11 protein-coding genes are annotated in these 12,934 nt (G+C 69.2%); 7 read left to right on the top strand and 4 right to left on the bottom strand.

What is annotated here, in order from left to right; genetic code table 11:
- Positions 1-13 precede the first annotated feature (13 nt).
- Positions 14-1,051: an NAD(P)/FAD-dependent oxidoreductase gene (locus ACODRV_RS08560; protein WP_488908036.1), complete on the top strand. Its 1,038-nt coding sequence runs from the start codon at positions 14-16 to the stop codon at positions 1,049-1,051.
- Here ACODRV_RS08560 and ACODRV_RS08555 read toward each other — a convergent pair.
- Positions 1,020-1,766 carry a TonB family protein gene (locus ACODRV_RS08555; protein ID WP_488908035.1) on the bottom strand — a complete coding sequence of 249 codons (747 nt, stop codon included), beginning with the start codon at positions 1,764-1,766 and terminating at the stop codon, positions 1,020-1,022. The genes ACODRV_RS08560 and ACODRV_RS08555 overlap by 32 nt on opposite strands.
- A gap of 168 nt (positions 1,767-1,934) precedes the next feature.
- Between ACODRV_RS08555 and ACODRV_RS08550 the strand changes: the two genes are divergently transcribed.
- Positions 1,935-2,735 carry a transglycosylase SLT domain-containing protein gene (locus tag ACODRV_RS08550; protein WP_141626307.1) on the top strand — a complete coding sequence of 267 codons (801 nt, stop codon included), beginning with the start codon at positions 1,935-1,937 and terminating at the stop codon, positions 2,733-2,735.
- A gap of 78 nt (positions 2,736-2,813) precedes the next feature.
- On the top strand, positions 2,814-3,956 hold the full coding sequence (gene spbR, locus ACODRV_RS08545; protein WP_141626308.1) for a SpbR family protein: 1,143 nt from the start codon (positions 2,814-2,816) through the stop codon (positions 3,954-3,956).
- Positions 3,957-4,132: 176 nt separating this feature from the next.
- On the opposite strand, the gene ACODRV_RS08540 is transcribed toward spbR, so the two are convergent.
- The 3 genes from ACODRV_RS08540 to ACODRV_RS08530 form a co-directional block, all read right to left on the bottom strand.
- Positions 4,133-4,609: an Hpt domain-containing protein gene (locus ACODRV_RS08540; RefSeq protein WP_168196800.1), complete on the bottom strand. Its 477-nt coding sequence runs from the start codon at positions 4,607-4,609 to the stop codon at positions 4,133-4,135.
- 79 nt (positions 4,610-4,688) lie between these two features.
- A complete protein-coding gene (locus ACODRV_RS08535) occupies positions 4,689-5,471 on the bottom strand; it encodes an NAD kinase (RefSeq protein WP_141626310.1) in 783 nt (260 codons plus the stop codon).
- Positions 5,472-5,502: 31 nt separating this feature from the next.
- Positions 5,503-6,645 carry a DUF2336 domain-containing protein gene (locus ACODRV_RS08530; RefSeq protein WP_488908034.1) on the bottom strand — a complete coding sequence of 381 codons (1,143 nt, stop codon included), beginning with the start codon at positions 6,643-6,645 and terminating at the stop codon, positions 5,503-5,505.
- A gap of 162 nt (positions 6,646-6,807) precedes the next feature.
- Between ACODRV_RS08530 and ACODRV_RS08525 the strand changes: the two genes are divergently transcribed.
- The 4 genes from ACODRV_RS08525 (at position 6,808) to ACODRV_RS08510 (ending at position 12,812) form a co-directional block, all read left to right on the top strand.
- Complete coding sequence (locus ACODRV_RS08525; RefSeq protein ID WP_488908033.1) at positions 6,808-7,572, top strand: class II aldolase/adducin family protein; 765 nt, start codon at positions 6,808-6,810, stop codon at positions 7,570-7,572.
- Positions 7,569-8,351, top strand: a complete 783-nt coding sequence (locus ACODRV_RS08520; protein ID WP_488908032.1) for a hypothetical protein — start codon at positions 7,569-7,571, stop codon at positions 8,349-8,351. Before ACODRV_RS08525 ends, ACODRV_RS08520 begins: the two co-directional genes overlap by 4 nt.
- Positions 8,352-8,475: 124 nt before the next feature.
- Positions 8,476-9,588 (top strand): efflux RND transporter periplasmic adaptor subunit, encoded by a 1,113-nt coding sequence (locus ACODRV_RS08515; protein ID WP_488908031.1) that lies wholly within the window; start codon positions 8,476-8,478, stop codon positions 9,586-9,588.
- Complete coding sequence (locus tag ACODRV_RS08510) at positions 9,588-12,812, top strand: efflux RND transporter permease subunit (RefSeq protein WP_488908073.1); 3,225 nt, start codon at positions 9,588-9,590, stop codon at positions 12,810-12,812. Before ACODRV_RS08515 ends, ACODRV_RS08510 begins: the two co-directional genes overlap by 1 nt.
- Positions 12,813-12,934 lie beyond the last annotated feature (122 nt).

Here is a 12,934-nt window from a genome sequence, read left to right as displayed (position 1 = left end):
GATGTGACCCGCCGTGTCTTCTTCCCCGGATGTGATCGTCATCGGCGCGGGGGTGCTGGGTCTGTCCAGCGCCGCCGAATTGGCCGCGCGCGGTCATGCGGTGACCGTGCTGGATCCCGGCGGCTCCAACGCCTCTTCGGCGGCGGCGGGGATGATCGCTCCGGCCATGGAAAGCCTGATCGACGGCCTGTCGCCGGACCATGCCGCCCTGCTGAAGCGCGGGCGCGACCTGTGGCCCGCCTTCGCGAGCCGACACGGCCTGACCCTGTACCTGGACGGCGCGGAGTGGCGCGGGGCTGATCCGGACGCCGCCGTCGCCCGCCTGCACGCCCTCGGCTTCGCCGCCGGGCGGGCGGGGGAGGGGCTGTTCACTCCCGACGACTGGCGGATCGAGGCGCAGGCCGCGCTGGGTCAGCTGTCCGCCATCCCCGGCGTCACCCGCATCGAGGCTACGGTCACACGGCTTTCGCAGGCGGACGGCGTCTGGACGGCGACCGCCGACGACGGCCGCGAATGGTCAGCGCCCTCGCTGGTGCTGGCGACCGGCGCGGCGGCGGCTCTGGACGGCTTGCCCGATGATGTGACGGCGGTGGTGAAAGCCATCGAGCCGATCCGGGGCCAGTTGACGCCGATCCGCTGCGCGGTCCCGGCTCAGGTGATCCGCGGGCCGGGCGGCTATGCGACGCCGACCGCGGACGGGGCCCTGTGCGGCGCCACCATGCAGTCGGGCGACCGCAGTCTTGAGCCGGATACGGAGATCGCCGCAAAACAGGCCGCCAACGGGTTGTCGCTGGTCGGCGGGGAGGGGCAGGCAGGCGAGCCGCGCGTCGGCGTGCGCGGCGCGTCGCCGGACGGTCTGCCCATCGCGGGCGTGACCGGAACGCCGGGCCTGTTCCTGGCCCTCGCCCCGCGCCGCAACGGCTGGCTGCTGGGGCCGATGGTCGGCGCGATCGTCGCCGACGGGATCAAGGACCGCGCGCCTCTTGCGGACGCGTCGGCCCTCTCGCCCCTGCGGTTCGTCAGTCAGCCGGCGGCACGAAGCGCAGGTTGATGGCGACCCGCGACCCTTCCGCGGCCCCGTCGACGGTGCGCGGATTGATCTGGAAGTAGCGCGCCAGCCGTTGGGCCGCTGTGCCGAAGCCGTTGCCGCCGGGCGTCTCGCTGCTGACCGCGCAGGCCGAGACCCGCCCATTGGCCTCGACCATGCAGTTCAGTGTCACCGAACCGGCCAGCCCCCGTTGCAGGGCCCGGTCCGGATAGGCCCGCATCAGCTGGTCGCCGGTCGGCTGGCTGATCCAGGTCGGATTGCGGATCACGCGAGTCGCGGGCGGCTGCGGCGGCTGGGGTTCGACCGCCGGTTTGGCGTCATCCACAGAATCAGAGACCGGCGTTGTGAAGGTCAGGGTGGTGCTGTCCGTGGCGGTGGCGTCCGGGCTGGTCTCGGCATGGATCACGTCCGTCGGCGTGGTCGGCGGGGCGGTCGGATTCAGCGGTGGGTTGGGCGCCACCGGCTTGCGTTCGACCTCGTCCGGCGGGATCACCGGCGGCCGCTGCAGTTCGAAGAAGAGGCCCGAGCTCGGGGGCTCCGCCACGACCGGTTCCGGCATCTCAAAGCGCTGATAATACAGCGCAATCCCCACCCCGACGTGGGCCGCGGCCACGAGGCCGATCGCCGCCCAGGCCGAGCGTGACAGGCGCGGAGTCTTGCGCTCGTGGAAGTCGATGGGGCTCACCAGTCCGGGGCCGCCTGCGGTTCTGATCATCATGGCCTTCATCCCTGTTCTGCTGCCCCCGCAGCACTCCCGGATGAAAGTGGAGCGCTGCCGTTGGGGCGGGTTTGCGGCGAGGGGCAGGCGGAATTGGGCGGCTCGGAGAACGTGGCTTTTCCGTCACGTTAAGGGCTCGTTAACCAGAGTTCTCCAGCGTTAACGATTATGACCATCAGGGCGATTCCATCGTCAGGCGGGGTAGAGGCGGCCATCCGGCGTGCGTCGAGCGCGACGGGTGTGGACGCCGACTTCCTCGTGCGCACGGCGCGTCGCGAAAGCGCGATGAACCCGTCCGCGCGCGCCCCGACCTCGTCGGCGGCGGGGCTGTTCCAGTTCATTGAGCAGACCTGGCTGGCGACGGTGAAGCAGCACGGCGCCAAGCATGGGTACGGCCAGTACGCGGACCTGATCTATCGCGGGTCGGACGGGCGATGGCGGGTCGAGGGGTCGGCGCGCAATGTGGTGCTCGACCTGCGCTTCGACCCGCAGGCGGCCTCGACCATGGCCGCCGAGCTGACGGCCCAGAACGCCGCCTATCTGCGCGGCCGCACAGGGCGCGAGCCGGGGGCGGGCGATCTTTACGCGGCCCACTTCCTCGGCCCGGCGGGCGCGGCCCAGCTGATGGAGGCCATGGACCGCAGGCCCGGCTCCAGCGCGGCGTCCATCTTCCCCGAGGCGGCGGCGGCGAACCGCTCGATCTTCTACCGCAACGGCCGTCCGGCGACCGTGGCCGAGGTTCACGCCAATCTGCAACGCTCGGCCGGCGACGGCGCGCCCGCCGCCGGTTCAGGCAATATCGAGCCCGCCGCGCCGCCGCTGTCCGAGCGGGACCAGATGCTGGCCGCGCGGCTGGATCGCCTGAAGCAGGATCAAAGCCTGCTGGCCCTGCTGCTGGGGCAGGACGGCGAGGGCAAGGGCGGCGGCTTCGGCGGCGCCTTCGGCCCGGGCGATAGTACGAACGCGTAGGGCCGAATCCGGCCATGGTGAACCGCCCGTTAACGATGACGGGCTGATGCTGTCGCAAAGTCAGACCCTGAGCGTTTCATGACCGCCTTTCGCGCCCGCCTCACCGAGATCGACATCCGCCGTCTGATCCATTCGGCCGACGAGGACGAACGCGCCGCCGCCGCCCACAAGCTGTGCCGCAACATGGACCGGGCCAGGCTGGACGATCAGGAGCGCGAGGCGGCCCGGAAAATCCTTCGCCTGCTGGCCAATGACGCCGCCGAGCTGGTGCGTCGGGCCATGGCGGTGACGCTGAAGGCCTCGGACCTGATCCCGCGTGACGTGGCCCGTCGTCTGGCGGCGGACGTGGACAGCGTGGCCCTGCCGCTGATCAACTTCTCTCCGGCCTTCACGGACGAGGACCTGATCGAGATCGTCCGCGCCGGTTCGCCTGTGCGTCAGGCCGCCGTGGCCGGTCGTCCCCGCGTCAGCCGCGACGTCGCCGACGCCGTGGCCGAGGTCGGGGGCGAGACCGCCGTGCGGACGCTGGCCGCCAACGACAACGCGGACATCTCCGAGACGGCGCTGGGCCGCTGCGTCGACCGCTTCGGCGATACGCCTGAAATTATCGCGGCTCTGGCCTATCGTCAGGTCCTGCCCCTGTCGGTCAGCGAACGTTTGATCGAGCTGGCGTCCGACGCCGTGCGCGAGCATCTGGTCACCCGCCACGCCGTGGCCCCCGAGACCGCCATCCGTCTGGCCTCCTTCGCGCGTGAGCGGGCGACGGTCGATCTGGTCGATCAGGCCTCGACACAGGCGGATCTGCCGCGCTTCGTCGCCACGCTGAACGGTCGTCGCGCCCTGACCGGCTCCCTGCTGCTGCGCGCGCTGGCGCGGGGACAGATGGCGCTGTTCGAGCATGGTCTGGCCGAGTTGGCCGGCGCGCCGCATTCGCGCGCATGGCTGATGATCCACGATGCCGGGCCGCTGGGTCTCAAGGCGATCTATGACCGCGCCGGCCTGCCGCCGCGCCTGTTCCAGGCCTTCCGCGCCGGGGTCGACACCTGGCGCGCGCTTCAGGCCGAGGGCGTGGACACTACCGACGACGCCTTCCGCCAGCAGATGCTGGAGCGCTTCCTGACCCAGCGCCCGAACGCCCCGCGCGAAGACCTCGCCTATCTGATGGAACGTCTGGATCAGGCCCCCACCCCGGCGCGTGGCGCTGTCGGCGCCGCCGCATAGGCTGTGAAGGAGCGCGGACCTCCGGTCCGCATCTTTAACAAAACGGATGCCGTCACTGATCGCCGACAGTCTTGCGGACCTGGAGGTCCGCGCTCCTCTCATGCGCTTCATCTCGTACACAGCAAAACGCCCGCCGGTGAGGGCGGGCGTTTCAATCTCTCAATCCTGAATCTGGCTCAGGCGTAGTGCTGGGCCACCTTGGCTTCCAGCGTCTCCGCCAGAACCTTGCCGGTCGGGTGGTCATCGGTCTGGATCTGGTCCCGGACCACGGCCTTGATGGCGTCGATGTGGGCGTCGATCAGCACCATCGGCGCGGCCATGCGCTTCGCCGGATCGTCCATCATCTTGCACAGCGAACCGGCCAGACGCGTCACCAGCGGGTATTGGTAGGTGGTCCCCAGACCCTTCAGGTCATGGGCGCGGAAATACAGGGCTTCGGCGGTCTGGGCGTTATAGCCTTGGGCGCGGATGTCCGACTGGGCCTTGTCCAGCTTGACGATCTCGTCCTGCAGCCACTGGCCGAACTGGGCCGACATGGCCTTGAGGGCTTCTTCCGCCTTGGCGATCGCATTGGCGTCGATGCCGCCGAAAGCTCCGCCGACCTTCATGCGAAGGGTGTTGGGCGGACGAATGACCTGGGCCGAGTTGCTCAAGGGCGCGCTCCCGAAAATACCTGACGACCATGGTCGCATGGACGGGCTTAAGAAGCCGTGCACGGCGGTTGGGAAAGGTTCAGGACGCGAATTGTTCGGCCAGAACACGTTCCTCGAACGACCGTCCGGCGTCGAACAGCATGGTCAGGGCGATGTCCCGGCGCTCGCGCACATCGACCCGCGTGACCCGCCGGACCTCGAAATTGTCGGCTGTGGCGCTGACCGGGCGTTTGTCGGCCTCGAGGATTTCGAAACAGACCTTCGCCTGATGCGGCAGCAGGGCGCCGCGCCAGCGCCGGGGCCGGAACGCGCTGATCGGGGTCAGGGCCAGCACCCGCGAGTCCAGCGGGATGATCGGTCCGTGGGCCGACAGGTTGTAGGCGGTCGAGCCCGCCGCCGTGGACACCAGACAGCCGTCGCAGGACAGCTCTTCCAGCCTCACCCGGTCATCGACGCTGATGCGGATCTTGGCGCTCTGGCGGGTCTGGCGCAGCAGGGAGACCTCATTGATCGCCAGACCGCTGTGGACCTGCCCGGTCTCGGTCCAGGCGTCCATCTGCAGCGGATGGATGACGGCCCGCCCGGCGTCCGACAGACGTTCCAGCAGGCCCTCTTCCTCATAGTCGTTCATCAGGAAGCCGACCGAGCCGCGGTTCATCCCGAACACCGGCGTCCGGCGCTCCATGACCGTATGCAGTGTCTCCAGCATGAAGCCGTCGCCGCCCAGGGCGATGATCACATCGGCCTCGTCCTCGCGCACCGCGCCGTACAGGGCGATCAGGCGTTCACGCGCCTCCTGCGCCTCGGGGCGATCCGAGGCGACGAAGGCGAGGCGAGGGGCGGGATCGGATGTCGAGGTCACCGGGACACGCAAGCCGAGCGTGAGGATGAAGTCAAACGGCGATGCGCTGTTCGGTCGGGTCCGGGGCCACCAGCGCGCGGAAGGCGCGGGCGGCCGAGGCGTGTGACAGGGCGCCGCGCTGCCAGATCGGATCGCCCTGATCGCCGGGCAGGCCACGATTCAGCTTGCGTAGTTCCGTCAGCAGGGTGGGGAAAACCGCCCGGTCGATGCCGATGGCGGCGCAGGCGTAGTACATCGGCTCGGGCGTGGGGGCGTTCAGCGCCTGCCGCACCTGATTGACCGTGAAGCCGCCCAGCGCCGACAGGCTGTGCACCACCAGCGACAGGCGACGCTCGCGCGCGGCGCGGATCAGGATGGCGGGCTTCAGCTGGCCGGCGGCCTGAAGCTTCATCACCAGCCGACGCTCCATCTCCTCGCGCTCGGGCGTATCGACGGGAACGGGCTCGTTCGGGTCCCTGCGGATCACGCCCTCGATGGCGTCATAGACCGCCGAACCGAACTTGCGCTCATCGACCTGGAAGCGGGTGGCGATGGACTCGCGCAGGGCGGCGCCGACCCAGTGATACATCTGCTCGGCCAGCGCCTGACTCAGGCCGGGGTGGCGTGACAGCGGGCCGCGCAGGGCGGCGACACGGCGCGAGTGCTCCACCAGACGGCGGAAGCCTTCGCCGCTGATCTGGGCGGTGCGATTGGTGGCCAGCGCGGCCAGAACGGCGGGCACGGCCTGTTCAATGACGGCGTCGGCGACCCGGCCGCTCAGGCGCGGACGGCGAGCCACGGCGATCTGGTGGTCCAGGGACGCCTCGATCAGGATTTGCAGCAGGTCTTCGTCCCGCAGCACGGGGCTGGAGGCCAGTAACGGGGCGGCGATTTCGATCTCGTCCAGCGCCAGTACATTCACCAGCGCGGGCGGGGCCCAGTCGGCGTGGGCCAGACGGGCGGCCAGCACCTTGCGGATGTCGCGCTCGGCCTGACGGGCCAGATAGAGGAAGATTTCGCCCAGGATCGGCGACAGCTGCCCGTCCGGCGGACTGGCGTCGCACAGGGCCATCACGCCGAGCAACAGCCGTTGGCGGGCGTCCGGGCTGTTGTTCCGGGCCAGCGACAGCAGGTCTTCGGCGCGCGGCGCGCGTTCCGGTTCCCGCGACGGGTTGAGCTGGACGAGGACGGTCACAAACCTCTCCGGAAAGCCGATATGGTTTCAGGCGGCTTTACCGTAACGCTCGCAAGTTAAAGACGCGGTTAACGGAACCTGAATCTTGACGCAGATCAACGTCCGCGCGAGCGTGCGAGGTATGTAAAGGCCGATAACAAAAATCAGGCGAGGAACACGGCTATGGCGGACGGCGCGATCACATCGATCCGGTCGAAGGTCTCGGAGGCGGAATGGAAGGTGCGCGTCGAACTGGCGGCGCTGTACCGGCTGGTCGCCCTGCACGGGTGGGACGACATGATCTTCACCCACATCTCGGCCCGTGTGCCGGGGGCCGAGCATCACTTCCTGATCAACCCCTACGGCTGGTATTTCGAGGAGATGACGGCCTCCTGCCTCGTCAAGGTCGATCTGGACGGCAACATCGTTCAGGAGACCGACAGCTTCATCAATCCGGCCGGTTTCACCATCCACTCGGCGATCCACGGCGCCCGCGAGGACGCGCATTTCGTCATCCATCTGCACACGGTCGCCGGCGTCGGAGTGGCCGCGCAGCAGGAGGGCCTTCTGCCCATCGGCCAGAACGCCTGCCTGCTCCAGCATCAGGTCGCCTACCACGGCTATGAAGGTCTGGCGCTGAACCACGACGAGCGCGAGCGTCTGGTGGCGGACCTCGGCGACAGGCCGCTGATGCTCCTGCGCAACCACGGCACTCTCGCCACCGGCCAGACGGCGGCTCAGGCCTGGATCGGCATCTTCTTCCTGGAGCGCGCCTGCGCGCAGCAGGTCGCCGCCCTGTCCGGCGGTCGTGAGCATGTCCTGTTCGCTCCCGATGCGGCCCAGGCCGAGACAAAGGAGCAGGGCAAGGGTCTCGGTTTCATTTCGGCCCTCGCCTGGCCGGGCGCGTTGCGTATGCTCGACAGGAAGTCGCCCGGCTACGACACTTGAAGCCGGCCGGGGGGCTGCTGCTGACGCTGGCGGCCCTCGCGGTCGCCGCTCCCGCCGCCGCGGGGCCCTGGGTCATGCCCAAGGGCGACGGTCAGGTCATCCTGAAGTACGAGGACATGCGCGCCACCGAGGGCTTCGACCCCAATGGCGTGTCCATGCCCATGCCCGCCGAACGGCGCGAGACCTTCATCTCCGTCTTCGCGGAATATGGCCTCACCGCCCGTCTCGGCGTTCAGTTCAAGGGCGACTGGCAGTCCGGGCGGGACGCCTTCGTCGACTATGAGGGGACCGGCCCGCTCGAGATCGGCCTCAACTGGCAGGTCTGGCGCAACACCAACACCGCCGTCGCCCTGTACGGCGGCGTGGCCCAGGCCGGGGCCGGGCGCAACGCCGGCTATGCGACGCCGGGCGCCGGCAACCAGGACTTCGAGGTTCGCGCCGCCTTCGGCCGCTCCTACGGCAAGATGAAATGGCTGAACTACACCGCCGATTCCGGCTTCGTGACCCTGGAGGTCGCCCGCCGGATGCGCAGCGGCCTGCCGCATGAAACCCGCGTCGACGCCACCCTCGGCGCCCATTTCGGTCAGGACTGGATGACCCTGACGCAGGTCTACGCCGGTCAGGCGGACAATGACGGCCCGCGCTGGATCCAGATGGAAAGCTCGGTCGTCCGCCGCATGGGAAACTGGAGCGCCCAGCTGGGCTGGCGGACCACGCTTTCCGGGCGCGAGGCTCCGGACGTGTCGGGCCTGGTCGTGGGCCTGTGGCGGCGCTTCTGAACCGCCGACTGGTCGCACGTCTTCGGCGACGGAAAACGAAACCGATCCCGTTACATGAACTTTAGTTGCGTCGACGGCGGTAGCCGCTAAGTCGGCTCGTCCCTGGATTCGGAGCGCCAGCCGCGTGATCAAGCGTCACTTCTTCCTCATCGTCGCCGCGGCCGTTCTGGTCCTGATGGTCGTCGCCGTTGTCTTCCGCATGGCCTTCGCCGAGGAAGAAAAGGGCGGCGGGCGCGGTCCGGGCGGCGGCGGCCGGGGTCAGGCCGTGTCCGAAGCCGTCGTGGGACCCCGTGAGTTCAGCGACCAGATCCGCGTTCTGGGCGTCGCCCGCGGCCGTCGCTCGGTCAACATCACCTCCTCGACCAGTGAACTGATCACCCGCGTGATGTTCGCCGACGGCCAGACCGTCGCCGCCGGGACGCCGCTGGTCCAGCTGCAGGCGCGCGAGGAAGACGCCGCCATCGCCGAGGCCCGCGCCCAGGTGGCCCGCGCTCGCACCATGTATGAGCGCTACAAGACCCTGAACGAGCGCGGCTTCGCCTCCGCCGCCATGCTGGAGCAGTACGAGACCGAGCTGGAATCGGCCCGCGCCTCGCTGGAGGCCTCGCAGGCCCGCGCCGGCGACCGCACCATCCGCGCGCCCTTCTCCGGCGTGCTGGGTCTCAGCACCGTCACGGCGGGCACCCTGGTCAACCCGGGCGCGGTGATCACCACCCTGGACGACATCTCGGTGGTCCGCGTCGATTTCCCGATCCCCGAGCGTTACCTGTCGGTCCTGCGCCCCGGCGTGCCGATCACGGCCACCATCGACGCCTATGGCGACGAGGTCTTCACCGGCCGGATCGCCCTGATCGACACCCGCGTCAACGAAACCACCCGCTCGATCACCGCCCGCGCCGAAATCCCCAACCCCGGCGCCCGCATCCGTCCCGGGATGGCCGTGCGTGTGGCCGTCCAGCAGGGCCGCCGCACCAGCGTCGCGGTGCCCGAGGCGGCGATCCAGTATGAGGGCGAGGGCGCCTTCGTCTATCGCATCGCCACCGGCGAACGCGGGACCATCGCCCAGCGCGTCGAGGTCGAGGCCGGGGCCGTCGAGAACGGCTACGTCGAAATCCTGAGCGGTCTGAACAACGGCGACCGCGTCGTCGGCTCGGGCCTGAACCGCATCCAGCCGAACGCCCCCGTCACGGTCGGCGGCGGGCAGCGCGCAGCCGGTCAGCGGGGCGCCGCCCAATGATGCTGTCCGACGTTTCCGTCCGCCGCCCCGTCATGGCGGCGGTGGCGGCGATCGTGCTCTGCGTGATCGGCGCCGCGGCCTTCTTCTTCCTGCCGGTGCGCGAGCTGCCGGACGTGGACCCGCCCATCGTGTCGGTGAACACCAGCTACGCCGGGGCCTCCGCAGAGGTCATCGAAAGCCGGATCACTGAACCCATCGAGCAGCAGATCGCGGGCATCCAGGGCGTCGAGCGCATCACCTCGACCAGCCGTGACGGTCGCTCCAGCGTCAGCATCGAGTTCTCGCTCGACCGCAACATCGACGACGCCGCCAACGACGTGCGCGACCGCGTCTCGCGCGTGGTCGGCCGCCTGCCGGATCAGGCCGATCCGCCCGAAGTGGCCAAGGCCGACAGCGACAGCCAGCCCATCATCATCCTGTTCCTGCGCTCCAGCAGCCTGAACCGGCTCGAGCTGACGGACTACGCCGACCGCTATCTGATCGACCGTCTGGCCACCGTGCCCGGCGCCGCCCAGGTGCAGATCTACGGCGAGCAGCGCTACTCCATGCGCGTCTGGCTGGACCCGGCGGCCATGGCCGCGCGCGGCCTGACCGTCACCGACGTCGAGACCGCCCTCACCAGCCAGAACATCGAGCTTCCGGCCGGTACGCTGGAGTCGGGCGAGAAGAACTACACCGTCCGCGTGGCCCGCACCTACGCCCGCGCCGACGACTTCCGCCAGCTGCCCATCGGCACGCGCGGCTCGGCCTCGAACGCCGCCGCCTCGAACAACACCAGCGGTCAGGCCTCGAACAACGCGGCCCTGCCCAGCGGCGCGTCCGGCGCCATTCAGGGGCAGGCCGGCTATGTGACCCGTCTGGGCGACATCGCCCGCGTCGAGGAAGCGCCCGAGGAAGACCGTCGCCTGTTCCGCGGCAACGGGCTGGACCAGATCGGTCTGGCCGTCACCCGTCAGGCCCAGTCCAACGACCTCGAAATCTCCGAGGGCGTGAACCGGATGATCGAGGACATCCGTCCCAGTCTGCCGCAAGGCACCGAACTGGTTGTCGGCTCGGACAACTCGGTCTTCACCAAACACGCCATCGACGAGGTGTGGATCACCATCGGCATCTCGATGGCGCTGGTGGCCCTGGTCAACTTCATCTTCCTGGGCTCGCTGCGGGCCGCCCTGATCCCGTCCATCGTGGCGCCGATCTGCCTGCTCGCGACCTTCATCGTGCTGGCCCCGCTGGGCTTCTCGCTGAACCTGCTGACCCTGCTGGCCCTGGTTCTGGCCATCGGTCTGGTGGTCGATGACGCCATCGTGGTGGTCGAGAACATCCAGCGTCGTCTGGATCACGGCGAGCCGCCGCTGGTCGCCGCCGAGCGCGGTGCGCGTCAGGTCTTCTTCGCCGTCGTCGCCACCACCGTCGTGCTTCTGTCGGTTTTCGCGCCGCTGCTCTTCCTGCCGGGATACGTCGGTCGCCTGTTCGTCGAGCTGGCGGCGGCCATCGCCGCGGCCGTGGCCTTCTCGGCCTTCCTGGCGCTCAGCCTGTCGCCGATGCTGGCGTCCAAGATCCTCAAGCCGGCCCAGACCGGCGGCTTTGTCGCCAAGCGGGTCGACTGGGCGATGGACCGGCTGAAAAACTCTTACGGCGCCTCCCTCGGCGCCCTGCTGGGCTCGAGGGTCGCGCTGGCGGGGGTGATCGGCGTCATCGTTCTGGTCGCGGCGGGGGCGACGGTCATGTTCATGACCCTGCCCGACGAACTGGTCCCGCCCGAGGATCGCGGCCGCGTCACCGTGCGCGTCCAGGGCCCCGAAGGCGCGGGCTTCGACTACACCCGCCGCATCATGCTCGGCCTCGAGCCGATCCTCGCCGAGTACAAGGCGGGCGGCGAGGTCGAGAGCTATCTGATCTCCGCCCCCGGCTTCGGCGGCGGCAGCTACAACTCCGGCAACGCCACCCTGACCCTGAAGGACTGGTCCGAGCGCTCCCGTTCGGCCGACGAGATCGCGCAGGACCTGAACCGCAAGCTGCGCGGCCAGACCGACGCCCAGGTCAACGCCTCGACCCCCGGCGCCTTCCAGCGCGGCGGCGGCAACTCGAACTCCATCGAGATGGTCGTCACCGGGTCCGAGTACGAGGAAATTTACAACTGGCTTCAGCCCGTGCTGGCCGCGGCGCTGGAGAACCCCGGCTTCTCTCGTCCGCGCCTGAACTATGAGCCGAACTCGCCGCGCCTGCTGGTCGATGTCGATCCGGAGAAGGCGGCGGTTCTCGGCGTGTCCTCCCAGGCCATCGGCCGCACGCTGGAGACCATGTTCGGTTCACGCAGGGCGACCACCTATCTGCGCGGCGGTCAGGAGTATGACGTCATCCTGCAGACGGATCGCGAGAACCGTCGCAACGTCAGCGATCTGGAGGCCCTGTACGTCAACACCGGCGCCGGCGCGCTGGTGCCCCTGTCGGCGGTGGTCACCACCCAGACCTCGGGTGACACGCCGGATCGCCGTCGTCTGGACCGCCAGCGCTCCATCAGCCTCTCGGCGGACCTGAACCCCGGCTACACAATCGCCGATGCGATCCAGTTCCTGAACGGCGTCGCGGCCCAACAGCCGCAGGGCGTGGCCACCACCCAGTGGGGCGGCGCGGCGCGGGATCAGCAGGAAGCGGGCGGCGCCGTGGTCTGGGCCTTCGCCCTGGCCCTGCTGCTGGTCTTCCTGGTGCTGGCGGCCCAGTTCGAAAGCTGGATCACCCCGGCGGTCATCATGCTGACCGTGCCTCTGGCGGCGGCGGGCGGTCTGTTCGGTCTGGTGATGGCGGGCTCCAGCCTGAACATCTACTCCCAGATCGGTCTGATCATCCTGATCGGCGTGGCGGCCAAGAACGGCATCCTGATCGTCGAGTTCGCCAACCAACTGCGCGATCAGGGGCGCTCGATCCGGGACGCGATCATCGAGTCCTCGACCCTGCGTCTGCGGCCGATCATCATGACCTCGATCGCCACCGCCTTCGGCGCCCTGCCGCTGATGCTGTGGCAAGGCGCGGGCGCCGGCAGCCGTCAGACCATCGGCGTGGTGATCTTCTCGGGCGCGATGTTCGCGACGATCCTGACGCTGTTCGTGGTGCCGGTGATCTACGGCGTTCTGGCGCGCTTCACGAAGTCGCCGGAGTGGACCGCCCGCAAGATCGAGGAATGGGAAGCCCAGGAAGCGAGCGCCGAAACGAAGCGGGTGGAGTAGGTTCTTCCCTCTCCCGATGGGAGAGGGCTTGAGCGGTCCCTCTGCGCCTGCACCTGACGCTGGCCCTGCGTCTCCTCCCCGTCGCGCCGCGATGGGGAGGGGGACCGCGAAGCGGTGGAGGG

It is taken from the genome of Brevundimonas sp. FG8 (genome assembly GCF_057808845.1).
This window is presented reverse-complemented; position numbering and strand designations above follow the sequence as displayed.

Coding starts and splice junctions, on each gene's coding strand:
- ACODRV_RS08555 (WP_488908035.1), bottom strand. CDS start 1,766: ATGATGATCAGAACCGCAGGCGGCCCCGGACTGGTGAGCCCCATCGAC.
- ACODRV_RS08550 (WP_141626307.1), top strand. CDS start 1,935: ATGACCATCAGGGCGATTCCATCGTCAGGCGGGGTAGAGGCGGCCATC.
- spbR (WP_141626308.1), top strand. CDS start 2,814: ATGACCGCCTTTCGCGCCCGCCTCACCGAGATCGACATCCGCCGTCTG.
- ACODRV_RS08525 (WP_488908033.1), top strand. CDS start 6,808: ATGGCGGACGGCGCGATCACATCGATCCGGTCGAAGGTCTCGGAGGCG.
- ACODRV_RS08510 (WP_488908073.1), top strand. CDS start 9,588: ATGCTGTCCGACGTTTCCGTCCGCCGCCCCGTCATGGCGGCGGTGGCG.